A 26538-nucleotide genomic window follows, 5' to 3' on the forward strand; every position below is an offset into this window, starting at 1 on the left:
ACGTATGTCTTTACATGAAGAAAATGCGGTTTTAGCTGCCGAGCCTACCAGTACCACTTTCCTGCTAGACGAGATCATGTCTCAGACCCGCATGATGCCGGGTAATGATGGCTATGACGTCGCCAAACAGGGCGTTGCTGCATTTATCAGCAGCATTTTGGACACCGGCACCAACGAAGAGCCGATCAACAAGCTGTTGGTCGACAGAATGATCATCGAGCTGGATAAAAAGCTCAGTGCTCAGATGGACGAAATTCTGCATGCCAAAGAATTCCGCGAAATCGAATCCTCCTGGCGTTCACTGAAGCTGCTGGTGGATCGCACCGATTTCCGTGAAAACATCAAAATCAACATCATGCACGCGACGAAAGAAGAGCTGCTGGAAGATTTTGAGTTCTCGCCGGAAATTATCCAGTCTGGTTTCTACAAGCACGTGTACTCATCCGGTTACGGCCAGTTTGGCGGCGAACCTACCGCAGCCATCATCGGTAACTATGCGTTCAGCAACAGCACCCCGGATATGAAGCTGCTGCAATACGTCAGCGCCGTTGGGGCCATGGCACATGCGCCGTTCCTTTCCAGCGTTGCGCCGGACTTCTTTGGTATCAACAGCTTTACCGAGCTGCCAGCCATCAAAGACATGAAGTCGGTGTTCGAAGGGCCAGCACACACCAAATGGCGTGCGCTGCGCGAGTCGGAAGACTCCCGCTATCTGGGCCTGACCACGCCACGTTTCCTGCTGCGTTTACCGTATTCCACCGTTGAAAATCCGATCAAGAATTTCAACTACTACGAAGACGTCAGCAAGGATCACGAACACTTCCTGTGGGGCAACACCGCATTCCTGCTGGCCGCCTGCCTGACAGACAGCTTCGCCAAGTATCGCTGGTGTCCGAACATCATCGGGCCACAAAGCGGTGGTGCAGTGCACAACCTGCCGGTTCACCTCTATGAGGCGATGGGCCAGGTACAGGCGAAGATCCCGACCGAAGTACTGATCACCGATCGTCGTGAATTTGAGCTGGCGGAAGAGGGCTTTATTACCCTGACCATGCGCAAAGGCACCGACAACGCGGCGTTCTTCTCGGCCAACTCGGTCCAAAAGCCGAAGGTCTTCCCGAATACCCATGAAGGCCGGATGGCGGAAACCAACTACAAGTTGGGTACCCAACTGCCGTACATGTTCATCATCAACCGCCTGGCTCACTACATCAAAGTGCTGCAGCGTGAGCAGATTGGTTCGTGGAAAGAGCGTCAGGATCTGGAGCGTGAGCTGAACATCTGGCTCAAGCAATACATTGCCGATCAGGAAAACCCACCGACCGATGTCCGCAGCCGCCGCCCTCTGCGTTCTGCTCAGATCCAGGTTCTGGATGTCGAAGGGGATCCGGGCTGGTACCAGGTGGCGATGCAGGTGCGTCCACACTTCAAATACATGGGAGCCAGTTTCGAGCTCTCGCTGGTTGGTCGTTTGGATAAGGAATAACAGGCCATGGCTGCGCTTCTTAATTGGGAGCGAGGAAGTTCTGCCAGCTTGTTTGAGCGTATCCAGGGGAAGGGCTTAGGCCCTTCCTCACATAGCCGTGTTCAAGAGCTATTAATCTCAATCAAGCAGCATTTGAACGAAGTCCTCAATTCGCGCCCCGGAGCCTGCCAAAGTGCTGCAGGCCTGGGGGTTATTGATCTCAATGATGCCACGGCAACCACGTCTGATTTCCGTAAGAGTATTGAGCAGGCCATCAAGGAGTGTATTGAACGCTACGAGCCAAGAATTTCCGAGGTTGCCGTTCAATCCCTGGTGGATCAGGGGGACCCACTGTTATTGAGTTTCCATATCAGTGCTCAAGTTGATTTCGACAATATCGGCGATGTGGTTGAGTTCAATATCCAATTGGACAGCAACCGCCGTTACTGCCTAAACCAGGAAGCATAATGTCGTTCGAAAAGTACTTCAGGGATGAGCTGGATTACCTCCGGCAATTAGGGCGGGATGCCGCAATCGAACGGCCGCATCTTGCTGCCTTTTTATCCGAACAGGGTTCCGATCCGGACGTTGAGCGCCTGTTGGAGGGCTTCGCCTTTCTGACCGGCAACCTGCGCGAAAAGATCGATGACCAGTTTCCGGAGTTGACACACGGCCTGCTGAATATGCTGTGGCCGAACTATTTGCGGCCAGTGCCCAGCATGACCATCGTCGAATACACGCCGAACAGCAGTGCACTCACTGAAGCGACGTTGATCGAGCGCGGTAGCCAGATCGAGAGCGTCCCGATTGCGCAAAGGGCGGAACGTGGCGCGTTGCAAAACGACAGCGAAACACACGGCCCCCAGTGCAGCTTCACGCTGTGCCGGGATGTCTGGCTGTTCCCGATGGGTATCCAGGATATCGCCGTCAACAACAGCAACGAACAGGGGATATTGAGCATTCACTTCGGCGCCAAGGCGGAGTTGAACGTGCAGGAAATGCGGCTCGATAAACTGCGTTTCTATCTGGGTGAGGACGGTTACACCAGTACCCAGCTCTATTTCTGGATCAGTCACTATTTCGAACGGGCCGACCTGGTGGTCAACGGCATTACTATTCCGATGCCGGACTTTGATTTCAACCCGGTGGGCTTTGAGCGCGAAGATGCGCTATTGCCTTACCCGAAAAACGCCTATGTCGGCTACCGTATCCTGCAGGAGTATTTCTGTTTCCCGGAAGGCTTCCTGTTCTTTGACGTGGCTGGGGTGGTGGATTTCCCCGCGCATCTGAAAGCCAGCGAGTTCACCCTCAATCTGCATTTCTCCCAGCCATTGCCTCCTGAGGTCAAGATACGGCCAACCACCCTGCGCCTGAACTGCACCCCTGCGGTGAACCTGTTCAAACGCGATAGCGAGGCGATAGCCCTGGATGGCACACAAACCGAATATCCGCTGTGCGCCAGTTACCATCATCCTGAACGCTACGAGATTTTCTCGATCGATCGCGTAGAGAGCTGGTTAAGTAAAGATCCCAAAGGCAGCGGGCGGGGGCAGGCCAGAAGCTATCCGGCGTTCGAAAGTTTCCATCATCAGGTGGAACCTGCGCAGGAACGCAACATGCTCTATTACCGCCTGCGGGTGAAAAACTCGCTGTTCCGTAAGGGCTTTGAGCATTACATCTCCTTTGTGCGCAGTGATGAGACGGAGGTAGCGCTGTCGCAAGAAAACGTGTCGGTCAGCATGACCTGTACCAACCGCGAATTACCGCTGGCGCTACGCGTGGGTGATATCTGCCAACGGACGCAAGCAGGCCCGTCCTTTGCCACCTTCCGTAATATTACCCGGCCTTCGGTACCGCTGTATCCGGTGTTGGATGGCAGCCTGCAATGGTCTTTATTATCCAATATGTCATTGAACTACATGTCATTATTGGACAAGGATTCGTTAAAACAGATACTGCAAACCTATGATTTCCCCAGCGTACACAACCGGCAATCCGCTCGGTCGTCGCAAAAAAAACTGGACGCGATTTCGCGTATCGAAACCCAGCCGATCGACAGGTTGTTCCGGGGTTTACCGGTCAGAGGTCTGCAAACCACCCTCTGGCTGGAGCAAAGCGCTTTTGGTTCTGAAGGTGAGCTCTACCTGTTTGGTACGGTGTTGGCACGCTTCTTCTCCCTGTATGCCAGCGTCAACTCGTTCCACCTTTTGAAAGTCATCAATCTTGATAATCAGGAATGTTACCAATGGCCGGTACAGACGGGTCAACATGCATTGATGTAAGCGCGGGTGAAGGCGTACCGCCTGAGCCAGTGCTGGATGTGTCACGCTATAACTTTTACCAATTGGTCGAGCTGCTCAACCAAATGGCGGTAGCGTGGCAAAAATCCCCGGGTTCATCCAGGCCAGCCGATGAGGCAATCCGCTTTAAATCGACCGCCAGCCTGGCTTTTCCAACCCGTGACGTGATCGCGTTGGAGACTTCCGCTCGCGGCCAGTTTGAGCTGGAAGTTTCTTTCCTTGGGTTGCATGGCAGCCAGTCGCCGTTGCCCGGTTATTACCTGGACTCGTTGGCCTGGGAAGATGCCCAGAACGAAAACCGCCTGACGGATTTTCTCAACGTGTTCAACCACCGGCTGTTAACGCTGCTGCATCAGATTTGGCGCAAATACCGCTACTACATCTGCTTTGACGAGGGCGGTAACGATGATGTCTCGCAGCGCATGTTTGCGCTAGTGGGATTAAGTAACGAGGCGATCCGCAAAAAACTGCGTATCCACCACGGCAAAATGCTGGCCTATGCCGGCTTGCTGGCCAGCCCTGGGCGGGCACCGGAAGTGATTTGCAGCCTGGTGGCACACTGTTTCAACCTGGCGGATGTGACGCTGCAAAGTTGGCAGCTGCGCAAGGTCAAAATCGCCCCGGAGCAGCAGAACCGCCTGGGCGGCAGGGTGAAGGTCAGCGGCCAGAAATACCAGGGGAAATCGGTGCTGGGCGTCAATTTCTCGCTGGGATCGCAGGTGGCGGATCGCAGCGGCAAATATCAGTTGTGCCTTAACCAACTGACGCGTGAACAGTTCTTGTCATTTTTACCTAACGGGGAGAATTACGAGCCGTTAGAGATGTTTGTGGCTTTCATTATGCGCGACCAGTTTTCGTGGGATTTACGCCTGGGTCTGGCAGAGCAGCAGGTGGGCGGCATGATCCTGGGGACAGAACAAAACAACCTGCTGGGCTGGACCAGCTTCCTCGGGGAACCCGAGCAACAGCCCCACGTAACCATTAGCGTTATGGAATGACAATCAAGATTCAGGAAGAGAGATCATGGATAAACAGCAACCGACGCTATCATTGCGAGTCGTCAATAGCGACAGATTGGAAAGTGGCAAACCGGCCAGCAGCCTGTTTAATGCACAGGGTGGGGTGGTGGGCAGTGACGGCAGCCATCATTGGTCTATTCAGGATCAGGGCGGCAATATCAGCCCTTCACAGTTTGCCATTGAATGGCGAGATGGGTCCTTTTGCCTGCGGGTGCTCAACGGTGCGGTGAGTATTAACCAGTCGATGCTGACGGCAAACTCCGGTTTGGTGCGCATCCAGCAAGGTGACGAGATCAGCGTAGGCAACCTGGCCATCAAGAGCCATATCAGCCGCTCGAACGCCGATATGATCGATCCGCTGATGGTTTCGCCGGAATCGCTGGTCTCCAGCTACAGCAACCCGCTGGAAGCGATGATGGAAGGAGGCAATGCGCAGCCTTCCCATCATGAGCAGGACAACCGCCTGGCCGCCACGGTCGCTAACGGTTTCAGCCACGACCCGCTGCGGGTATTGGAAACCGAAAGCCTGACGATGCACGAACCTCTGAGCACCCTCACCGGTGCCGATCAATCATTACAACAGGATCGCTACCGCGATCCGCTGTTCTCTTCTCCACTTTCTGATATCACCAAGGACAGTGCCATGGATCAGGAGTTTATCGATCTGCCGCAAATCAGCAGTTTTCTTTCCGGCCAGCAGGCACCGTCAGACAGCAAGATGGAACAGCAGCACGTGGCGATCACGCCGCTGATGCGGGGTTTTGGCGCGCAACTGCCAATCCGCAACAGCCAGGAGGCCAATGACTTCCTCGAAGAAGCCGGTAAAACGCTCAGGGCTGCCATTGAAGGGTTATTGGCTTTGCAGCGCAGCCAACACGGCCTGCGGGACAAACATCTGCGCCCAATCGAAGATAACCCGCTGCGTCTGAATATGGACTACGACACCACGCTCAGCCTGCTGTTTGCCGATCAAAAAAGCCCGGTCCACCTTTCCGCCCCGGCGGCGGTGGCCGAGAGCCTGCATAACCTGCGCCTGCACCATCAGGCCAACCAACAGGCGATTGCCCAGGCGTTGAGCACCATGCTGGAAGCCTTCTCCCCAGAGCGACTGCTGACGCGCTTTAGCCATTACATGCGCAGCAACGAGCGCCAGGAACAAGACTCCGCCTGGGCCTGGGAAATGTACAAAAACTACTACCAGGAATTGGCCTCCAGCCGCCAGCAGGGCTTCGAAAAGCTGTTTGGCGAAGTGTATGAACAGGCTTACGACCAGGCGCTGCGCCAGGGGATGAAGGACAGCGAACGATGAAAGGTGGCAGAGGATACTTTCTGACGACTGCGCTATGCCTGGTGCTGATGCTGTCAGGCTGCACGATATGGAAAAACAAGAAGCCGGAGCGCGCTACCGAGCAGCCTTCTACGCTGCGGTTGACGCTGCTGGCGGACGCGAATATCAACCCCAATGAGAAAGGCGAGGCCGCGCCGACCGAGATTGCGGTGGTGTACCTGAGCGATGATTCCAAACTGCTGGCCGCCGACTACGACCAGCTCGACACGGAAATACTGAAGAAAACGCTCAGTAAGAACTACATCGACCATCAGGAATACACCCTGCTGCCGAGCCAATATAAACCGTTACCCGCTATTGAGCTGGAAGAGAAGACCCACTATCTGGGGGTGATTGCCTACTATGCCGACGTTGATCGCGCTGAATGGAAAAAAATCATCAAGATCAAAGATGTTGGTCATAACTACGGCGTGCTGATCCACGTTAAAGCGGATGAAATCGACTTAAGGAAAGAGGAAGAATAACCATGCCGACCAAGAATCGGGTGATCTGGCGCGAAGGCCTGTTCATTAAGCCACAACACTTTCAACAGCAACAAAGACATAACGATTACCAGCTGCAGCGCCGTATCACCGCGCTGACCAATTACACCTATGGCTTCCACTCGCTGCAGATCAATCAGGAACTGCTCAAGCTGGGGCGTATCGGCTTGACCAACGCCAGCGGCAGCATGGCCGATGGCACGGTGTTTGATATTCCTTATCAGGATTGCGCGCCCAAGCCGTTAGACGTACTGAACTGCAACGATGCCGCCAGCCGCGATATCTATCTGGCGTTGCCGATGCTCAACGACACCATCAATGAGGTTGCCAGCCCGCACAGCCCACTGCCTGGGGCGATCCGCTACGCCGAACATACCGATGACGTGCGCGATTTGCATACCGACGGCGGCGATGTCAGCCAGCTGCTGCTGGCCCAGTTGGCACCGCGTTTGATGCAGGGCTCCGAAGATCTCAGCGCCTATTCCGTGCTGCCGGTCTGCCGCATTAAAGAGAAGCACCCGGACGGCTCGCTGATCCTGGATGAAGAATTTATTCCTACCTGCACCACTCTGCACGCCTCCGTACAGTTGAAAGACTTTATGGATGAAGTGGAGGGTACCTTGGTGGAGCGCGCCCGGCTGTTGGCCAAACGTATCGGTTCGCCGGGCCAGCAGGGGATTGCCGACGTGGCCGAATTCATGATGCTGCAGGTGTTTAACCGCATGCAGCCTTTGTTCACCCATCTGTCTCATCAGGCGGTGCTGCACCCACAGGATTTTTATAGCCACCTGGTGCAAACCTGCGGCGAATTGCGCACCTTTACCGACGAATCACGACTGGCAGGCAGCTTCATCGTTTATAACCATGACAACCTGACCGATTGCTTCCAGCCGCTGTTCCTGGCGATGCGCCAAACGCTCAGCACGGTGCTGACACCGCGTGCTATCTCGGTACAGCTGCATCCACAGCCTAACGGCATTCGTGTGGGGACGATCAACGATAGCGATCTGTTGCGCAGCGCTGACTTTGTGCTGGCCGTTCGGGCGCAGATCCCGCAGGAACAGCTGCGGCGGCAATTCGTGCAGCAAACCAAGATCACCTCGCTGGAGAAAATCCGTGAGCTGGTTAGCCTGCAACTGCCTGGTGTACCGCTGGTGGCTCTCTCTGCCGCACCGCGTCAACTGCCTTACCATTCCGGCTATACCTACTTCATGTTGGATCGACAAAGCCCGACCTGGAAAGAGGTCCTGCAAAGCAATGCGATTGCCTTCCACGTTTCGGGTGACTTCCCTGAACTGGATATGCAGTTCTGGGCGATTAGGAGCAGCTAATGAAAATGCATGCCGTCACGGATAACCCCGCGCTGCCCGAAACGGAAACCGTCACTTCGTATCGGCAATATCAGCTCCCGCTGCGCGGCGAGAGCCTGAATGCGATGGTGGACGCCGCCACGCCGTTACTCGGCATGGTGCTGCGCTTGAAAGACATGGAAAACCAGCCGCTGCCAGACCAGCTTTATCAGCAGGTGGTAACGGATATCCGCGCCATTGAGCAGTTCCTGCAAACCAAAGGCTACGAGCCAGGGGCGATCGTTTCGTTCCGCTACGTGCTTTGTACCTTTATCGATGAGACGGCGTTGGGGCACGGTTGGAATACGCAAAACGGCTGGTTGCAGCAGTCCTTGCTGGTGCATTTCCATAACGAAACCTGGGGCGGCGAGAAGGTGTACGTCCTGCTGGAACGCCTGATGGGCGAACCCAAACGTTATCAGGATCTGCTGGAGTTCATCTACCTGTGTTTCTGCCTGGGTTATCGCGGCCGTTACAAGGTGACATTGCAAAACAGCGATGACTTTGAACGGCTGTTCCGTCGGCTGCATCACCAACTGCAACAGCTGCGCGGTGAAGCGCCTGCGACCGTCTTGCACCAGAAACAAAGCCGCACCGGCGGGCGTTATTACCTGAGTAAACGGTTGACCATCAAGCACCTGCTATGGGGTGGCTTAGGCCTGTTGACGGTGATTTACCTGTTCTATGCCATCCAGTTACATGGACAGACTCAGGATATTTTGCAGCAGCTAAACAATTTATTGAGCTAGGAAGCACAGATGATTCAAATTGACTTGCCCACGCTGGTAAACCGCCTTAATCCCATCGCCCGCCATGCCCTGGAGGCCGCGGCGGCGCACTGCGTCAGCCTGCAGGAAGCGGAAGTGACGGTCTCGCAGGTATTAATGCAGATGGTCGCCAGCCCCTTAAGCGACGTCAGGGTGATCCTTAATCATGCTGGCGTGGACACTGACGCATTGCGTGAGTCACTCGATCAACGTATTTCCGGCTATCAGTCGGTCACTCAGGCTTATCCCAGCTTCTCACCTTTGCTGGTGGAGTGGTTGCAGGACAGTTGGCTATTGGCGTCGGCCGAAATGGATCACAGCCAGCTGCGCGGCGGGGTGATGTTACTGACCTTACTGCTGAGCCCTATGCGTTATCTCACACCGGCGGCCAGCCGGTTGTTATCCCCGGTGAATCGCGAACTGTTGCGCCAGAACTTTGCTGACTGGACCGCCGATTCCGCAGAAGCCCCTCGGGTAGCGAAAGCGGGCGATAAAACCGCAGCTGTCGCCAATGGCGAAAGTTTGCTGGCGCGCTATGCCAGCAACATGACCGAGCAGGCCCGTAAAGGCACGCTAGATCCGGTGCTGTGCCGCGATGAAGAAATCGACCTGATGATCGATATCCTGTGTCGCCGCCGCAAGAATAACCCGATCGTAGTGGGTGAGGCTGGCGTGGGTAAAAGCGCCCTGATCGAAGGCCTGGCGCTGCGTATCGTGGACGGCCAGGTGCCGGAAAAGCTGCGCAACAGCGAACTGATGACGCTGGATCTCGGCGCGTTGCAGGCTGGTGCGGCGGTAAAAGGCGAGTTCGAAAAGCGCTTCAAAGGGATCATGGCGGAAGTTGCCCAGTCGGCCACGCCGATCATCCTGTTTATTGATGAAGCCCATACGCTGATCGGCGCGGGTAATCAGCAGGGTGGCCTGGATATCTCCAACCTGTTGAAACCGGCGTTGGCGCGCGGTGAGCTGAAAACCATCGCCGCCACCACCTGGAGCGAATACAAAAAGTATTTTGAGAAGGATGCCGCGCTGTCGCGCCGTTTCCAACTGGTGAAGGTTTCTGAGCCGAGTGCCGAAGAGGCCACGGTGATCATGCGCGGCCTGCGCACCATCTATGAAAAGGCGCATGGCGTACTGATCGACGACGAGGCGTTACAGGCGTCGGCGGTGCTCAGCGATCGCTATCTCTCTGGCCGCCAACTGCCGGACAAGGCCATCGACGTGCTCGATACCGCCGCCGCGCGGGTGGCGATCAACCTGACTTCGGCACCGCGTCAGGTATCGGCACTGAAAACGCAGCTGCACCAGCAGGCGATGGAAATCCAGATGTTGGAGCGTGAACAGCGCCTCAACCTGAGCCAGCCGGATGAGCGATTATCGGTGTTACAACAGCAGCGCGCTGAGATCGAACAGCAACTGGCGGACCTGAATGCCAGCTGGCAAACCCAGCAGCAGTTGGTGCAGCAGATCATCGCCCTGCGGGCAGAGCTGCTGACGCAGGAAGAAAACGCGACGGAAGAACAGGTTATTAATCTGGCTGCGCTGGGTGCCGAGCTGGAACAACTGCAACAGCATCAGACCCTGGTTTCTCCACACGTGGATAAACATCAGATCGCGGCAGTGATCGCCGAGTGGACCGGCGTGCCGTTAAACCGCCTGTCGCAGAGTGAACTGTCGGTGGTCACCGAGCTGCCAACGTATCTTGGCGAGCAGATCAAAGGCCAGGAAACCGCGATCCACTGCCTGCATCAGCATCTGCTGACCGCCAGGGCCGATTTGCGACGTCCGGGTCGCCCAATGGGTGCTTTCCTGCTGGTGGGGCCAAGCGGCGTGGGTAAAACCGAGACCGTATTGCAGATCTCCGAGCTGTTGTACGGCGGGCGCCACTATCTCACCACCATCAACATGTCCGAGTTCCAGGAGAAACACACCGTTTCGCGCCTGATCGGCTCACCGCCGGGCTATGTGGGCTATGGCGAAGGCGGCGTGTTGACTGAAGCCATCCGCCAGAAACCCTATTCGGTGGTGCTGCTCGATGAAGTCGAAAAAGCCCACCCCGACGTGCTCAACCTGTTCTATCAGGCGTTCGACAAGGGTGAACTGGCCGACGGCGAAGGCCGCATCATCGACTGCAAGAACGTGGTGTTCTTCCTGACCTCCAACCTGGGCTATCAGACCATTGTCGATCACGCCGAACAGCCGGAACTGCTGGGCGAACTGCTTTATCCCGAGCTGGCGGCCTTCTTCAAACCGGCCCTGCTGGCGCGTATGGAAGTGGTGCCTTACCTGCCGCTGGGCAAGGACACGCTGCAAACCATCATCCACGGCAAGCTCAAACGCCTGGATAACCTGCTGCGCCAGCGCTTTAACGCCGAAGTGGTGATTGAGCCTGAGGTGATCGAAGAGATCCTGCTGCGCGCCACCCGTGCCGAGAACGGGGCGCGCATGCTGGAGTCGATTATCGACGGGGCGTTGTTACCACCGGTTTCCCTACTGCTATTGCAAAAAATGGCGGCAGGTACGGCAATCAGCCATATCCGCATTGCCACGGAGGGAAATGCGTTTACCGCACAGGTCGAGGAGGCGCTATGAGGCAACGGCTGAAATGCTTACTGGCGCTGCTGGAAAACGATTCGGTCGAGCATTTGGTCCATGGCTTTTTGACGCTGGATCACCACCGTCACGGGTTCGACGGCTTGATGGTGGCGATGTTCAACGCCAGTGAGGGGCAGTTGGAATGCCTCCGCCTGTCTGATGCCAACCGGCGCGCTACGGTGAAGCTGGAAGCCGATATCGAAGACACCAACCACCCTTTGGTGCGGGTGCTGCGTAATGGCGCGCCCGAAGTCTGGTACGCGCTCAATCGCGGGGTGCGCATTGAAGATGACGGTTTTCGCGGCTTTATTGAGGCGTTGCCCAACGGTTGCAGCATGTATGGCGTACCGCTGTTTGATTTTCAGGGGCGGGCCTGCGGGGTGATTGCGGTGTTTGCCGAGGATATCGATCGATTTGTGGACAGCCGGGGCATGTTCTCTATCTATTGCCAGATTTTTCAGCACCGCCTCAACAAGCTGCAAGAGGTGGAGCATCTGCGATCGCAACTGGTCCAGCTGCGATCGATGTTCAAGGTGCGTGAAAAACAGTTGGATGAGCTGATGGTCTCGCTGAGCACCTCCGACGTTTCCACCTCGCCAGAGCTATCACGCGATTACAGCAAGATAGATGACCTGTCTAGCGCGGTGGAGGCGTTTGAAGCCGCGGTACTGACGCAGCGCCAGCGTCTGTACGGCAATGACAAAAACCGCATCGCCGACAGCCTGGGGATCACGCCGCGCACCCTGGGTTACAAGTTGGCGAAATACAGGTGTTAGCTATGAATACGTGGTTATTGATCGGTTCGTTACTGCTTTCCGGCAGCCATTCAGCCACCGAGTGGCTAAGCGGCCTTTCGCTGCCGCAGCCTGAAGGGGATGCGCATCAGTTGGCGCTGCTGATGAACTGCCGCAGTGAAAGCTCGCCGCTGGTGCGTCTGGACTGTTACGACAACGCGTTGTCAGCGGCCAGCGGCGACAATCCTGGTCAGGTACAGGCCGGGCCAGCCTGGCAGCGAGCCATGGCGCAGGAAAAAGGCCGCCGCGATCACTCGACGGCATTCCTGATAAGCGAAGGGCAGGGCAACAACCCTCAGGTGGTGCTGACCACGCCAGCGATTGGTGTGCCACCACCGCGGCCAGTGCTGATGCTGAGCTGCATCGACAACATTACCCGTTTGCAGATCGCCTTGGTCGGTCCGCAAAAAGACGGTGCGGTGACGCTAACGGCGGATAGCGACCGGTTTAACGTGCAGTGGTTCCTGCGTGAAAACGGCTATCTGCTGGAATCCAGCCGGGGCCTGGCCGGTATTGATGAGATCAAGCGGTTGATGTCGGCGCAGACGCTGACGATCGACGGTACCAACGGCGGGTTACCCCGTCTGACATTTAATATTTCGCAGTTAACGCCAGCGCTGAAACCGCTGCGTAACGCCTGCCACTGGTGAGGACTATGGATAGCACGTCACAACATCCCTGGCATGCATTATTGCTGACGCCGCTGACGCCCGAGCAGACCGCCAAGGCGTTGGCCGATGACGATCCGCAATGGGAGCATATCGACAGCCAGATGGTCAAAGTGGGTTCACTGACCCACAGCTCGCTGAATATCGATGACCTTCAGCAGCAGGCGATGGCTCTGCTGTCGCAAAAAAGCAAAGACTTCCGTTTGGTGGTGCACCTGCTGCGTACCTTGCAGCACGGCGGCGAGCCGGGCGACCTGATGCTGGCGATCTCCTTGCTGACCGCCTACGTGCAGAACTTCTGGACCAGCGCCTGGCCGTTGAACCCGCTGCATAAGCGCCGCTTTGCCCAGCAGATCCTCAAGCGTTTTGACAGCGCCAGCGGCAGCTTTAGCCAACGGGCGACGGATGCCCAACGCCAGGATGTGCAAGGTTTGCTGGCACATCTGGCCCAGGTCTGGCACAGCGACGAACCGGCCCTGGCGAAAGAGGTGGATAGCCTGCGAACCAGCTATGCGCGGTTGCCTACTCGCACCGTTGACCCGGTGGTTGAGGAGGAAGAACGCCCTCAGTCTGGTGCGGCATCAACATCAACCACTGCCAGCAGAACGATCAGCCCCAGCCTGAGCATTGATAGCTCCAGCGATAAAGCCTGGCGGCAAACGCTGCTGAAAATGGCGGATTTGCTGTGTGAACTGCACCCCGAGGCCGCCATTGGTTTCCGCCTGCGTCGCCATGCCCTGTGGGGCAGTTTGACCGCGCCACCGATAGCGCAGGCCGATGGCCGCACGCCGCTGGCAGCCGTTTCTGTCGATCGCATGGCCGATTATCTGGGGCGCGTGGCCACTGCGGATCTGGCCCTGTGGCAACAGGTAGAACAGAGCCTGGCGCTGGCACCTTACTGGCTGGATGGCCACGCGCTTTCGGCACAGATCGCTATTCGGCTGGGATACGCAGGGGTTGCGCAGGCCATACGCGACGAACTGAGCGCCTTTATCGAGCGCATGCCGGCGTTAACCACCCTTTACTTTACCGATATGACGCCATTCCTCTCCCCTGAATCTGCCAGCTGGTTACAGCAGGATACGGGTGCCAAAGGGGGAGGTCACACTATTGAACAGGATGAAATTTGGCAATGCTATCAACAGCAAGGACTGGAAGCCGCGTTACAGATGATCGATCGGCAATCGCAGCAAGCCGAACCCAGGGACCGTTTTTACCTGCAATTGCTCAGCGCCCAGTTACTGGAAAAAGCGGGGATGACGGCGCTGGCACAGCAGCACTACCACAACCTGTTGCAGGTGGGGCAGCAAGTGCAGCTAAGCGAATGGGAACCGGCGTTGATCGCCTTGCTTACAGACAAGCAGCGGCAGCTCAAGCCGTGATGGCCAGGGAAGGGAACAGGAGCGTTAACGCATGAAATTGCCCTCATTTATTCATTTTGCCAGACCGGCCGTTCCGCGCATCAAAGCCTCGGTGCCGGTGGTGCTGGCGCTGTTGGCCTGTATCGGCTTGATTTGGGTCTGGATTTACGGGCCGGAATGGAAGCTGAAGGATTACCAACCGTTCGAACCTTTGCTGAGCCGCTGGTTAGTGACTGCATTGGTGGTGCTGCTGGCGGTGTGCTGGCTCACCTTCAAAATGGTGCGGCGTTTACAGCAGTTGGAAAAGCTGCAGCTGCAGGCCAAAACGCAGGTCGACGATCCGATCCTGGCCGATATCGAACAGCAGGACCAGTATCTGGGCGTCTGGAAGCAGCAGCTGCAACGGCGGCTGAATACCCCGACTTATCTCTATCGCCTGCCTTGGTACATGGTGATTGGCACCCGCAACAGCGGCAAAAGCACCCTGATCAAAGAAGGCTACAAGCTGACCGAAATCGCCAGCCCGGAACTGACCAGCGTGGAAGACGCCGGTGAGCTGCGCGTGCGCTGCTGGCTGGGTGAACAGGCCGTACTGATCGATCCTGCAGGTGAACTGATCGAGCAGCCAACGCTGTCCATAGTGGGCAAAGCGGCGCTCAATAGCCGCCTATGGCAAAGCCTGCTGAACTGGCTGGTTGAACACCGTAAACGCCAGCCGCTGAACGGCCTGATCCTCACCGTCGATCTGCATCAGTTGCTGACGGCGAACAAGGCTCAGCGCGAAAACATGGTTGCCAGCCTCCATCAGCGTTTGCAGGATGTGCGCCAGGCGCTGCATAGCCAACTGCCGCTGTACGTGGTGTTTACCAAACTGGACCTGCTGTACGGGTTTGAAGCGATGTACCAGACGCTGGATAAGGCGCAACGCGAAGCGGTGCTGGGGGTGACATTCAGCCTGAACGCCGCCGAGCCGGAGGTGTGGCGCAAAGAGTTGCAGCAGTTCTGGCAACAATGGATCGCCCAGTTGAACGGCGCGATGCCAGACATGATGCTCAACGGCGTTGATGCCGGGCAACGTAGCCAACTGTTCAGCTTTACCCGCCAGATGCAGGGCCTGCAAGAGTATGTGGTGCAACTGCTGGAGGGGATCCTCTACAGCGGCGATCATCAACAGCCGCTGCTGCGCGGTATCTACCTGACTTCTGCCCAACAGCGCGGACAGATGGATGACGTGTTTACCCAGTCTGCCGCCGTGCAGTATCACCTGTCGCCGCAGGCCTTCCCAACCTGGCCGGTCGCCGAAACGACCCCGTACTTCACCAAAGAGCTGTTTAATCAGGTGTTGCTGGCGGAACCGAATCTGGCGGGGGAAAACGGCCTGTGGCTGCGTAACTCCAGAAAACGCCTGATGGTGTTCTCCTGCGTGGGCGCCGTGGTGGCGTTGACGCTGTGGGGTTGCTGGCAATACTACTATCAGAGCAACTACCGTGCCGGACAAGAGGTTCTTGCCCAGGCCAAAACCTTCCTCTCCATCCCGACGCCGAAGGGGGACGATCGCTATGGCAACCTGCAACTGCCGTTGCTGAACCCGATCCGTGACGCCACGCTGGCTTATGGCAACTACCATGAGCGCAACAGCCTGTTGGCGGACATGGGCCTGTATCAAGGCAACAACATCGGCCCTTATGTGGAAAGCACCTATCTGCAGCTGTTGCAGCAGCGCTTTGTTCCGGCGTTGATGAGTGGCCTGTTGGAGCAGTTGAATGCTGCGCCTCCAGGCAGCGAAGAGAAACTCGAGATCCTGCGTGTGATGCGCATGCTGGAAGACGGCAGTGGCCGCAATATTGCGCTGGTGGAACAATTTATGGGCGACCGCTGGAGCCAGCAGTTTAACGGCCAGCGCGAGGTGCAACAGCAGTTGATGGGGCATCTGGACTATGCGCTCAAGCACACCGATTGGCGTGCCGCGCGGGAAAGTGGCGATCAGGTTGCCATCAAGAACTTTATCCCTTATCGCCAGCCGATCCAGCTGGCACAGCGCGAGTTGAGCAAGCTGTCGATTTATCAGCGGGTGTACCAGAACCTGCGCATCAAGGCACAGGAAGCACTGCCTCCGGCCCTGAACCTGCGCGATCAGATCGGTGCCAGCTTTGACGACATCTTTATCTCCAACAACGATCGCCTGCTGGTGGTGCCGCAGTTCCTGACGCGCAACGGTTTGCAGAACTACTTCACCAAGCAGAATGACCAACTGGTGGATCTGACGGTGATGGACAGCTGGGTGCTGGATCTCAGCAAAAACGTCGAGTATAGCGAGGCGGATCGCAAAGAGATCCAGCGGCAGGTGACCGAGCAGTATATCGGTGACTATACCGCCACCTGGCGTGCGGCGATGAATAACCTGTCGGTCGGTGAGTTTGAAGATCTGCCGCAGGCGATCAGCGCCATCGAACAGGTGATCAGCGGTGAGCAGCCTTTCCGCCGTGCCTTGCAGACGCTGAGTGATAACACCCGGCTGCCTGCGGTGCCTGACGCGTTGCAGGGTAAAGAACGCCAGGAGCTGATGCAAAAATCCGATTATCAACTGCTGGGCCGCATCAATCGCGAGTTCGCGCCGGAAACTGCCGTGCTGGTGGAGAACGGTGACAAAGGCAGCGTGCTGCAAAGCGTCTACCAAAAGCTGACCGAACTGCACCGTTACCTGCTGGCGATCCAAAACTCACCGGCACCGGGTAAAGCGGCCATGAAGGCGGTACAGCTGCGCCTGGATCAAAACAGCAGCGACCCGATCTTCGAAGTTCAGCAGTTGGCGAAAAACCTGCCGGAACCGCTGAACCGTTGGGTCGGGGATTTGGCCGAGCAAGCCTGGCGCGTCGTGATGATGGAAGCCATCCAATCGTTGGAAGTCGAGTGGAACGAGACGGTGGTGAAGCAGTATCACACCTACCTGGCTGGCCGTTACCCGTTCGATCCTAAGTCGCAGCAGGACGTGCCGCTGAGCGAGTTTGAACGCTTCTTCGGCCCGAAAGGCACCCTGGACAGCTTCTACCAGCAGAACCTGAAGCCGTTCGTGGATAACAACCTGAGCAGCGGCAGCGACGGGCAACTGTTAATCCGCCCAGACGTGCTGCAACAGCTGGCTCAGGCGCAGAAGATCCGCGAAACCTTCTTCTCGGCACAAAACGGCCTGGGCACCCAGTTCGCCATCGAACCGGTGGTGCTGAGCGGCAACAAACGCCGCAGCGTGCTGAACCTGGATGGGCAACTGCTGGATTACGCCCATGGCCGCAGCAATATGGTGCATCTGGTTTGGCCTAACTCCATGCGGGCCGGGGTAGAAAGCAAGGTAACGCTGGTTCCGGATGAAAACGGCAAGTCCCCGCGCAGCATCACCTTCAGCGGCCCTTGGGCACAGCTGCGGCTGATCAACGCCGGTGAGTTGACCAACGTCGGCACCAACTCGTTCGATGTCCGCTTCAAGGTGGACGGCGGCGAGATGACCTACCGCATCCATGTGGATGAGTCCGACAACCCGTTCGCTGGCGGTCTGTTCAGCAAGTTCACTCTGCCAGACACGCTGTATTAATCGTTGTTATCACGTCTCTCTGCCGCGCTTGGCAGAGAGACGCTTTAAGGATGAGTCCGCATGAGCGAAGCCTCAGAAAATATCATCATTCAAACCGGCGGCGATCCGCGCCATTGGCCGGAATTCAGCGCCATTCGTGAAGAGATCAACAAGATCAACCACCCGGCACGGCCAGAGGTTAACTGGCGCCTGATTGAGTCGCTGGCGTTGACGCTGTTCCGCACCAACGGAGTCGATCTGCAAACCACGGTGTACTACGCCCTGGCGCGTACCCAAAGGCACGGGCTGGCCGGGTTTACCGAAAGCTGCGAGCTGTTGGCGGGCATGGTAGTCAGCCAATGGGAGCGATTGTGGCCAGAGCAGCCGCAGGCCCGCTCGGAAATACTGGAGTGGTTCAACGCCCGCGTCGGTAGCCAACTGCGCCAGCACGAGTTCGGCATTGACGACCTGCGCCTGGTGTACCGCGCCGAGCGGGCGCTGCAACTGCTGTGCGACAAACTGCAGCAGGTTGAGCTCAAACGCGTGCCACGCATTGAAAACCTGTTGTACCTGATGCAGAACACCGCCAAACGGCTGGAAGCCGCCCATGAAGCGGCCAAACAGCCGCCAGCGCAACCGCTGAAGATGCCCTCGATGGTGTATCTCTCGGTGCCCGAAGCGGAGCCGATCCGCACCCTGTTCTCGGGGGTAAAAACGGCCGCGAATGAACCCCCTCCGGCCTACGAAGAACCCGCGCCACAGCCAATAGAACAACCGTTGCCCAATGTGGAAGTGCGTTTTGCACCGCCACCACCGGTCATCCCTAAAGCGGCCAAACGCGCTGCAACGGCTTGGGGCTTTGGCGGCGGTGTGCTGTGCAGCCTGGTGGTTGCCGGTGCGGCTTATCTGATGCAGGTCAAACCAATGCAGGAGCGGCTGGCGGGGCTGGCCGCCACCCCAGAAGGTTCGGTGCAGCTGTGGCTGGCCCAACCGACTCTGGACGGCTACGGCCAGCAACTGAACACTCTGGAGAACCTTTCTCCGTTGGCCGGGTTGCGTACCGCCGATGCCTCGGTGGCGCTGGCCAACCAGCTGTGGCCGACCGATCCGGAGCAGATTGCCCAAAGCCAGCGTTGGCAACGGCTGCTACAGGCGCGGCTCGGCAGCGAGCGGGCCGACAGCAGCTATTTCCAGGTGCAGCAGCGCTTGCAGGCGCTGTCGGACAAGCTGCTTGAACAGGAACAAACGCGCGGCAGCCTGACGCTTTCCTATCTGAAAACGCAGGTTTATCAGATGCAAAATGAACTGAACCGTGAAACGCCGCTGGAAGAGTTGCTGCGGCAGTTGGCGGTTTCGGTCGAACAACAACAACCGGCTTCACCGGTGCTGCTCAAGCAGATAGACGAGCGCTGGAATGCACTGCTCAGTCGCTATCACCAACTCACGCAGCAGGCAGCATTTGCCCGCTAACCTCCAGGAAGGAAAAGATATGTTTGCTGATGACAAGAAAAACGCCCCCAAGGGGGGCGTACAGCCGAAGAACATTGTGGCCACGGAGACGCCATCAGTCAGTGGCGATCAGGTGGTGGATATGGTGGGAGCCGCGGCTGGCGCTGTAGGCGGCAAGGCGGGCAAGGTGGTATCGCAGGCGGCGGATATTGCTAAAAAGGCCGGTTCGATAGCCTCATCCGTAGGCATCAATCCTAAGAACATTGTCAGCAGTGGTGGTGCCGCGGGCATGGCCTCATCTGCGGGCGTCAAGCCGATGAGCTTTGCCAGCGGCGGCAGCGCCACGGCGATGGCGTCCTCGGCTGCCAGTGCCCTGATGGGCGGCGCGGAACCGAGTGGGTTGCAGTTCACGCTCTCCACGGCGAACCTGCCTCCGCAGACCTTTGTGGTGGTGGATTTCAGCCTGACCGAGATGCTCTCCTCACCGTTCGTGCTGAACGTGGGCCTGGCCAGTGCCGATCCGGCCATCGACTTTGCCGCGGTGCTGGATGAGGATGCGACGCTGGTGATCAAGCGTGAAGGGGTAGTGCAACGCAGTATCACCGGCATGGTAGCGAGTTTTGAACAGGGCGATACCGGCTTGCACCAGACCCGTTATAGCATGGTGATCCGCCCGGCACTGTGGCGCACCACGCTGCGGCGCAACTCGCGTATCTTCCAGCAGCAGAGCATCGAAAGCATCATTACCACCTTGCTGAAAGAGAACGGCATCACCGATTTTGCCTTTGGCTTGCGAAACCCCCATCCGGCCCGTGAGTTCTGCGTGCAGTATCAGGAATCGGATTTTGATTTCATCCAGCGGCTGGCCGCCGAAGAGGGGATGTTCTACTACTTCGAATACCCCGAAGGCAAAAACATCGTGGTGTATACCGATGACGTGGGCACCCTGCCGCAGGGCGCGGTGCTGCCGTATAACCCAGGCGTAGCCTCTCAGGCGCTGGAACTGTGCGTCACTACCTTCACCCGCAGCGCACAGGTGCGTACCGCCGTGGTGGAACTGAAGGATTACACCTTTAAAAACCCGCAGTGGTCGGCGGCCTTTAATGAGCAGGCCAGCGAACTGCAAAACCAGCGGCCAGACTACGAACACTTCGATTTCCCTGGGCGTTTCAAAGATGAACAGCACGGCAAGGCCTTTACCCATTACCGCCTGGAAGCCCTGCGCAACGATGCCAACCTGGGGAATGGGCAGAGTAACGACTTTACCCTGCAGCCGGGGCTGCTGTTTACGTTGACCAGCCACCCGCGTAGCGATTTGAACCACCAGTGGCAACTGCTGAGCATTCAGCACAGTGGCAGCCAGCCTCAGGCGCTAGAGCAGGAGTCTGGTGGGCAAGGCACCACGCTGAGCAACCAGTTCGTCTTCCTGCCGCACACCCAGACCTGGCGGCCGACGCCGATGCCGAAACCGAGCATGGACGGCCCACAGATCGCGATGGTGGTGGGGCCAGCCGGGGAAGAAATCTACTGTGATGAGTTCGGCCGTATCCGCCTGCAATTCCTGTGGGACCGCTACGGTAAAAGCAACGACAACAGCTCATGCTGGATCCGCGTGACCCAACCGTGGGCCGGACAGGGTTGGGGGATGTTGGCCATTCCACGTATCGGCCAGGAAGTGGTGGTGGATTTCCTGCATGGCGATCCGGACCAACCGATCGTCACCGGGCGTACCTATCACGCCAACAATATCCCGCCGGGATCGCTGCCTGCCAGCAAGACCCAGATGGCGTTCCGCTCCAAGACCCATAAGGGCGAGGGCTTCAACGAATTGCGGTTCGAAGATGCCAAGGGGGGCGAGGGGCTGTTTCTGCATGCCCAGAAGGATATGAGTACGACGGTTAAAAACGATCAGTCTCTTACCGTCGAATCAGGTAACCGGACGCTAAATATTCTTGCTGGTAACGAAACCAAAACCGTAAAGCAGGGAGGCCTGACGGAAACCATTTGTACCATGCGTAGCACCAGTGCTAATCAGGTTCAGGTCAAAGCTAAAGCAGGTAAGAGTGGCCCAGGAACACAGCTTTATGAGTCCTCAGACGACATCACGCTGAAAGTGGGGGCTGGGGAAATAAAGATGACTCCCGGTAGCATTGTTCTCAAATTCGGTGGCTCAAGCATTCAGCTTGATGCTAACGGTATCTTTGTCAGTGGGCCAGTTATTCATTTGAATAAGTAAACTCATTACGAATGGCATTCTGATTAACGGGATGCCATGAACAAAATTATTTAGGGATAAATAATGTCAAATCCTAATGAACTCTCCCTTTTCCAGTTTAACGAAGGTGCGATTAAGTTACCTACCGCCTGGAAAGATCTCAGTGTACTGGTGCTCAGTGCAGCTGATAACGACCAAAGCGGAATCAGCTTTACCATTTCCAGAGACGTTATTCCATGGGGAATGTCATTCAGTCAGTTTGCTGAGCGTGAGATATCCAGCCTGTCAAAACAGTTGAAAAATTACCAGCAGATTAATCAAGAGAATGGGGTGTTAGATTCCCGAGATACGGCAACGTCTGAATTTAGTTGGTCATCACCACAGGGGCCGATCCATCAATTAATGATGTTGCTTGATGTCAATCCTAAAGTGTTGGTTTTCACTGCCACGATCCCAGGAGATATGACGGATGAACAGCGGCAACAAATAACCACGTTGATGAGTACATTCCAATTGCGGGAATCGGCCACGGCAGAAAAAACGGCTACAAGGTAACAGGAGCGGACGATGAGTGTTGCACAAGGAGTATGGTCAGGCGCAGGTGCTGCTGGCGGGCGCTCTGCCGTTCGTCAAGAGGTGATGGAACAACAGCGTGAGGCATCACCACCGAATACTAACGAAGGCGGCGCGGAGTCTTTTAACGAACAAGCTCTGAACTTTATGGAGAGTGAAGAAGTAAACAGTGCGGTGACTGTCGGTATGGGAGCTTATGCCGTCGCGAGTGGTGCAGGGGCACCTTTCGCCGTCGGGCTAGCTGCTGGTTACGTTGGCGCACAAGCGGGTAGCTATGTCGGCGAAAAAGCAGGTACAGCCATTGCCGAGTTCCTTGGATGGAAAAAGGTGGCAACGGAGGGAGATGCTCCGGCGCGTATGGGTGACTTTATTGCGCACCAAAAGAAAGACCTCGGTACCTGGGGGGCATTAGGCGGAATATTGCTCGGAGCGGTTGCTGCCGTTGCTGTTGGGGCATTGGTGGTTGCTACCGGTGGCGCTGCTTTGGTTGTTGTTGCAGCCGCAGCAGCCGCAGGGGGATTTGTTGGTGCTGGTGTCGCCGCGGCTGGCGCAGTGATGGGGCAATACGGTGATAACAAAGGCACGATTATCGACGGTTCCCCCAACGTGTATTTTGAAGGGAAAAAAGTGGCGCGAGTAGGCGATCCTATCGTGTGTAGCGATCATCCAGGTCCTCCGCCGGTTATCGCGGAAGGGGCGAAAACGGTCTACGCCAACGGCAAACAAATTGCCCGTTTAGGGCACCGTACCACTTGTGATGCCAACATTAATAGCGCTGCGGCAACCATTATGGAAACCACAGAAACGGCGCAGATTTTCAAAGTTAAAGATAGCCGAAATTCAGCCCTGCGCTGGGTGACTATCGTCGCCAGTTATCTACCGATACCCAGAGGGAAGAAAAAGGGCAGCAAACCAAAAACCTCTTCTGAATCTGAAGGTTGCAGTAATAACAAATGCACCAAACCCGGTGAGCCTGTGGATGCGGCAACGGGGGATTTCCTCCAAGTGTGGCCGATGATCGATATTCCGGGAATATTGCCGCTGACGCTTACCCGACTCTATCGTTCCAGTGGTCACTTGACTGGCAGTTTTGGCGATAAATGGGCAGATGATTGGTCTCAGCATTTAATCCTTGAAGACGCGGTCATTCGTTTTCGCAACCATGAAGGTGTGTTGCTGACATACGATGCCCCACAAGACGATGATGACGTTCAGGCTATCAATCTGCACGAAGGTCATTATCTGCTCTATGGCCAACGTAGTGGTGTATTGCATATTTTTAATCGACAAACACAACAGATCCTGAGCTTTGCCGAACCGCAGGGGAATGTTCGCCGCTTGTCTACCATCAGCGATCGTTTCGGTAATCAAATTCGTTTTCGCTATTCTGAAGAACGGCAGCTTTCACGCATTGATCATAGCGACGGTTATTCACTTGAACTCAGTTATCAGCAACAACAATTGGTTGCGATTGAATTGATTACACCGGTTCAACGTCAATGGCTGGTTAAATGCTGTTATGCTGCGACTGGCCTGTTGGCCGAATGTAATACATTCCAGTTCACCCACATTTATCATGAGTATAATGCTGCCGGTTACATGACCCGTTGGCATGATACGGATAAGACCGACGCTTATATTCTCTATGACCCGCAGGGCAGAGTACTGTCTACACGTACCGCTAGCGGGCATTACCAGGATCGTTTTATCTACGATGATGCCGCCCAATGCACAACCTATCTGGATGCGGAGGGAGGATGCACCCGTTTTTGGTATAACAGTGATGGTCAGGTGATCCGTGAAATTGACCCGCTGGGGCGGGAACATTTGACTGAATGGGCGTTCGGCAACAAACTTTCTGAAACGGATGCCCTGGGACGCAAGGTAGAGTTCCAGCTTAATCAATATGGAGAAACAGAGCAGATTACGACCCCTACGGGTGAAATATATCGCTATGAGTACAATGGTTTTGGGCAGGTCACGAATAGCACCTTACCGGATGGTAAAGGTTGGCAATTTATCTATGGTGATGAAGGACAACTTTGCAGTGTTGTTGATCCGCAGGGTTTACGGCAAGAATATCGTTATGGCGAGTTAGGGGCATTAGTACGTCAGATCCTGCCTAACGGGGCAGAGTGGCGTTACAGTTACAACACGCAGCATCAAATCAGTGAGATTATCGCGCCTGATGGCGGTGTTACGCTATTAAATCAGGACATCTTTGGCCGCTTAAAAGACAGCCAAGATCCATTAGGGCACATCACCCGTTATGCATATAGCTCTCAGCATGCTAGCCCGACAGGCAGTGTCAGCCAGGTTTATTTGCCTGATGGCGTTAAGCAGGCGATCACCTATGACAGTGAAAAACGCATAGCGGCAATAACCGATGGCGCAGGAAAAACTACCCGTTACGAATACGGTGGTTTTGATTTGCTGACAGGCCTTATTCGTCCTGATGGGCAGAAATTGACATTTAGCTATGACAAGCTAACCCGTCTTGATGGTGTCACCAATGCACTAGGTGAAACTTACCGCTATACGCGTGATTTGGCCGGACAGGTCATTGCGGAAACCGATTTTACCGGGCGTACCATTCAATATCAATACGATGCTGTGGGGCGACGCATTTGGGCGCGTTACCCCGATCGTCGCGTGATCAGTTGGCAATACTCGCCGCGTGATCAGGTCTTGGCTCAACAGACATGGCGCAGTGATAAATTGAGTTCCACGCTGGTCGCAACGGTGAGTTATAGCTACGACGAACAGGGGCGCTTACTAAAAGCTGAAAATGCAGAAGCCGTTGTTGAGTTTGATTATGATGATGCTGGCCAACTGATTGCCGAGCGCTTGAATGGACGAGAGATTAAGCATCAGTGGGACACGCTAAACGGCACGCCAAGTTCTCGGTTGGTTGGCGAGCTCGGGCTTGATTTTGACTACGGTCTTCAGGGGGAACTGACGCAGTTAAGGCTTGCGGGCCATCAGCCATTACGTTTCCGACACGACAAGCTAGGCCGGGAAACCGTGCGCGAAAGTGCCGCAGGATTTATCCAAGCCTGTAATTATACTTCAGTGGGATTGCTGGCCAACCAGGCGGCTGGACGCAATTCCTTTTTGTTCCAGCAGCAATTAGTGACACCAGATTCGATGACACCTGCGTTGCATGGTAGCGCAGTCAACCGAAGTTGGCAGTATGATCGGGCCTATAACGTGGTGGGTATTGATGATGGGCGTTGGGGTAAGACGCAGTATCAATATGATCTCAATGACCAGATAGTTCGAGCCAATTTTGCTGGCGTTTTGCCGCTCATTGAGCAGTTTACCTACGACGCCAACCTGAACGTCACATTGCATGCTCGTATGCCACGTGGGGCTGAGGCTGCTTTACAGCAAGACCAACAACATCAGCGGGCAGGCCGTGTCGTATCCCGTGGTAACTGCCAATATCATTACGATATGGGTGGAAGGTTGGTTGAAAAACGAGTTCTTAAAGAAGGATTTCGGCCGCAGGTGTGGCGCTACCGCTGGAATGAACAGGATCAGCTATCGGAATTGATGACGCCGAAAGGCGAACGTTGGCGCTATGGCTATGATGCTTTTGGGCGGCGAATCCGAAAACTACGGTTAGTTGACAGCAAGCCATTTAGTTCAACGTTGTTTGATTTGCCTGAACCAGCTACTCGACCAGCTAGCGCTGTGGTGCAAGGTTATGAGTACCTGTGGAGTGGTGATCAACTGATAGAGGAAGCCCCTATCTATGCCGATGGCACCGTTGCCTACGAGCAGAGTATCCACTGGTTGTATACTCCTGGTTCGTTAGCACCGGTGGCCCGCTATGAACAGGGCAAACTCCATTATGTCGTCGCCGATCACTTGGGTACTCCACGTGAATTGCTCAACGAACAGGGGAAGATGGTCTGGGCAGATCGTTTGAGTACCTGGGGTAAAACCGAGTTGTGGCAACAAGCGGCCAACGACGAAGATAAGGTCACCTGCAATCTACGGTTTGCGGGTCAGTATGCGGATGCCGAGTCTGGGTTGCATTATAACCGGTATCGCTATTATGATGTGGATACCGGGCAGTACTTGTGTCCAGACCCGATAGGGCTGGCGGGGGGATTAAACACCTATGGTTACGTCCACAATCCTCTGACATGGGCAGACCCATACGGGTTAGTGGCATGTCCAATGCGTGAAGTGAATGGAACAAAGATATTTGGTAAAGGCCAAAAAGATGGAACCCCTGGTCACGATCAGTTCTCTGAAGTTATAGCTAATAAATTAGCTATGAGTGGTAAGTTTAAAGAGGTTTATTTAAACAGGTCATATAGCTTTGCTAATGGCAAGGGAATATCCGGACGACGACCTGATATTATGGCTGTTGATATGAATGGTAAAGTTCATGCTATAGAATTGGCATCTAAAACAGATATGGGTAGAAAGTTACCATCTCTGAGGACTCGAAACCAAGATGCAATGAAGAACTTACCAAGCACTGATCGAGGAAGTGTTATTGTATTGGAGCACCAATATAACTCTTCGAAGATTAAGAATGCATTAGATAATCTTATTTCTGGTATATAGGTGA

At 55.7% G+C, this 26538-nt stretch carries 17 protein-coding genes; all 17 read left to right on the top strand.

Translation table 11 applies throughout. The features are described 5' to 3' along the window. Positions 1-4 precede the first annotated feature (4 nt). Positions 5-1486 (top strand): type VI secretion system contractile sheath large subunit, encoded by a 1482-nt coding sequence (gene tssC, locus KGP16_RS10315; protein ID WP_021804827.1) that lies wholly within the window; start codon positions 5-7, stop codon positions 1484-1486. Positions 1487-1492: 6 nt separating this feature from the next. Then, on the top strand, positions 1493-1933 hold the full coding sequence (gene tssE, locus KGP16_RS10320) for a type VI secretion system baseplate subunit TssE (protein WP_021178403.1): 441 nt from the start codon (positions 1493-1495) through the stop codon (positions 1931-1933). Next, positions 1933-3747, top strand: coding sequence for a type VI secretion system baseplate subunit TssF (gene tssF, locus KGP16_RS10325; protein WP_021804825.1), 1815 nt, complete (start codon positions 1933-1935; stop codon positions 3745-3747). The genes tssE and tssF overlap by 1 nt, the downstream gene beginning before the upstream one ends. Next, positions 3711-4763 carry a type VI secretion system baseplate subunit TssG gene (gene tssG / locus KGP16_RS10330; protein WP_021804824.1) on the top strand — a complete coding sequence of 351 codons (1053 nt, stop codon included), beginning with the start codon at positions 3711-3713 and terminating at the stop codon, positions 4761-4763. Before tssF ends, tssG begins: the two co-directional genes overlap by 37 nt. A gap of 25 nt (positions 4764-4788) precedes the next feature. Then, entirely contained in the window at positions 4789-6093 is a 1305-nt protein-coding gene (tagH, locus tag KGP16_RS10335; RefSeq protein ID WP_021804823.1) for a type VI secretion system-associated FHA domain protein TagH, read from the top strand. Next, on the top strand, positions 6090-6596 hold the full coding sequence (gene tssJ / locus KGP16_RS10340) for a type VI secretion system lipoprotein TssJ (RefSeq protein ID WP_021178399.1): 507 nt from the start codon (positions 6090-6092) through the stop codon (positions 6594-6596). The genes tagH and tssJ overlap by 4 nt, the downstream gene beginning before the upstream one ends. Before the next feature lie 2 nt (positions 6597-6598). Beyond that, positions 6599-7945: a type VI secretion system baseplate subunit TssK gene (gene tssK / locus KGP16_RS10345; protein WP_021804821.1), complete on the top strand. Its 1347-nt coding sequence runs from the start codon at positions 6599-6601 to the stop codon at positions 7943-7945. Beyond that, positions 7945-8712, top strand: coding sequence for a type IVB secretion system protein IcmH/DotU (gene icmH, locus KGP16_RS10350; RefSeq protein WP_021178397.1), 768 nt, complete (start codon positions 7945-7947; stop codon positions 8710-8712). Before tssK ends, icmH begins: the two co-directional genes overlap by 1 nt. Positions 8713-8721: 9 nt before the next feature. Then, a complete protein-coding gene (tssH, locus tag KGP16_RS10355; protein ID WP_223501281.1) occupies positions 8722-11322 on the top strand; it encodes a type VI secretion system ATPase TssH in 2601 nt (866 codons plus the stop codon). Continuing rightward, positions 11319-12101 (top strand): helix-turn-helix domain-containing protein, encoded by a 783-nt coding sequence (locus KGP16_RS10360; RefSeq protein ID WP_021178395.1) that lies wholly within the window; start codon positions 11319-11321, stop codon positions 12099-12101. Before tssH ends, KGP16_RS10360 begins: the two co-directional genes overlap by 4 nt. A 2-nt stretch (positions 12102-12103) precedes the next feature. After that, the gene (gene vasI / locus KGP16_RS10365; RefSeq protein ID WP_071680600.1) at positions 12104-12769 is read left to right on the top strand and encodes a type VI secretion system-associated protein VasI; all 666 of its coding nucleotides are present in this window, start codon (positions 12104-12106) and stop codon (positions 12767-12769) included. Between the two features lie 5 nt (positions 12770-12774). Then, positions 12775-14169 carry a type VI secretion system protein TssA gene (tssA, locus tag KGP16_RS10370; RefSeq protein WP_223501283.1) on the top strand — a complete coding sequence of 465 codons (1395 nt, stop codon included), beginning with the start codon at positions 12775-12777 and terminating at the stop codon, positions 14167-14169. A gap of 31 nt (positions 14170-14200) precedes the next feature. Next, the gene (gene tssM / locus KGP16_RS10375; protein WP_021804817.1) at positions 14201-17734 is read left to right on the top strand and encodes a type VI secretion system membrane subunit TssM; all 3534 of its coding nucleotides are present in this window, start codon (positions 14201-14203) and stop codon (positions 17732-17734) included. 60 nt (positions 17735-17794) lie between these two features. Beyond that, positions 17795-19183: a VasL domain-containing protein gene (locus KGP16_RS10380; protein ID WP_223501284.1), complete on the top strand. Its 1389-nt coding sequence runs from the start codon at positions 17795-17797 to the stop codon at positions 19181-19183. Positions 19184-19511: 328 nt separating this feature from the next. After that, the gene (locus tag KGP16_RS10385; RefSeq protein ID WP_223501520.1) at positions 19512-21398 is read left to right on the top strand and encodes a type VI secretion system tip protein VgrG; all 1887 of its coding nucleotides are present in this window, start codon (positions 19512-19514) and stop codon (positions 21396-21398) included. A gap of 63 nt (positions 21399-21461) precedes the next feature. Continuing rightward, positions 21462-21932, top strand: a complete 471-nt coding sequence (locus tag KGP16_RS10390; protein WP_209527668.1) for a DcrB-related protein — start codon at positions 21462-21464, stop codon at positions 21930-21932. 12 nt (positions 21933-21944) lie between these two features. Continuing rightward, entirely contained in the window at positions 21945-26534 is a 4590-nt protein-coding gene (locus KGP16_RS10395; protein ID WP_223501286.1) for an RHS repeat-associated core domain-containing protein, read from the top strand. Positions 26535-26538 lie beyond the last annotated feature (4 nt).

The sequence above is a fragment of the Serratia sp. JSRIV006 genome (assembly GCF_019968685.1).
Lineage (GTDB): Bacteria > Pseudomonadota > Gammaproteobacteria > Enterobacterales > Enterobacteriaceae > Chania > Chania fonticola_B.

Coding starts and splice junctions, on each gene's coding strand:
- tssC (WP_021804827.1), top strand. CDS start 5: ATGTCTTTACATGAAGAAAATGCGGTTTTAGCTGCCGAGCCTACCAGT.
- tssE (WP_021178403.1), top strand. CDS start 1,493: ATGGCTGCGCTTCTTAATTGGGAGCGAGGAAGTTCTGCCAGCTTGTTT.
- tssF (WP_021804825.1), top strand. CDS start 1,933: ATGTCGTTCGAAAAGTACTTCAGGGATGAGCTGGATTACCTCCGGCAA.
- tssG (WP_021804824.1), top strand. CDS start 3,711: ATGGCCGGTACAGACGGGTCAACATGCATTGATGTAAGCGCGGGTGAA.
- tagH (WP_021804823.1), top strand. CDS start 4,789: ATGGATAAACAGCAACCGACGCTATCATTGCGAGTCGTCAATAGCGAC.
- tssJ (WP_021178399.1), top strand. CDS start 6,090: ATGAAAGGTGGCAGAGGATACTTTCTGACGACTGCGCTATGCCTGGTG.
- tssK (WP_021804821.1), top strand. CDS start 6,599: ATGCCGACCAAGAATCGGGTGATCTGGCGCGAAGGCCTGTTCATTAAG.
- icmH (WP_021178397.1), top strand. CDS start 7,945: ATGAAAATGCATGCCGTCACGGATAACCCCGCGCTGCCCGAAACGGAA.
- tssH (WP_223501281.1), top strand. CDS start 8,722: ATGATTCAAATTGACTTGCCCACGCTGGTAAACCGCCTTAATCCCATC.
- KGP16_RS10360 (WP_021178395.1), top strand. CDS start 11,319: ATGAGGCAACGGCTGAAATGCTTACTGGCGCTGCTGGAAAACGATTCG.
- vasI (WP_071680600.1), top strand. CDS start 12,104: ATGAATACGTGGTTATTGATCGGTTCGTTACTGCTTTCCGGCAGCCAT.
- tssA (WP_223501283.1), top strand. CDS start 12,775: ATGGATAGCACGTCACAACATCCCTGGCATGCATTATTGCTGACGCCG.
- tssM (WP_021804817.1), top strand. CDS start 14,201: ATGAAATTGCCCTCATTTATTCATTTTGCCAGACCGGCCGTTCCGCGC.
- KGP16_RS10380 (WP_223501284.1), top strand. CDS start 17,795: ATGAGCGAAGCCTCAGAAAATATCATCATTCAAACCGGCGGCGATCCG.
- KGP16_RS10385 (WP_223501520.1), top strand. CDS start 19,512: ATGGCGTCCTCGGCTGCCAGTGCCCTGATGGGCGGCGCGGAACCGAGT.
- KGP16_RS10390 (WP_209527668.1), top strand. CDS start 21,462: ATGTCAAATCCTAATGAACTCTCCCTTTTCCAGTTTAACGAAGGTGCG.
- KGP16_RS10395 (WP_223501286.1), top strand. CDS start 21,945: ATGAGTGTTGCACAAGGAGTATGGTCAGGCGCAGGTGCTGCTGGCGGG.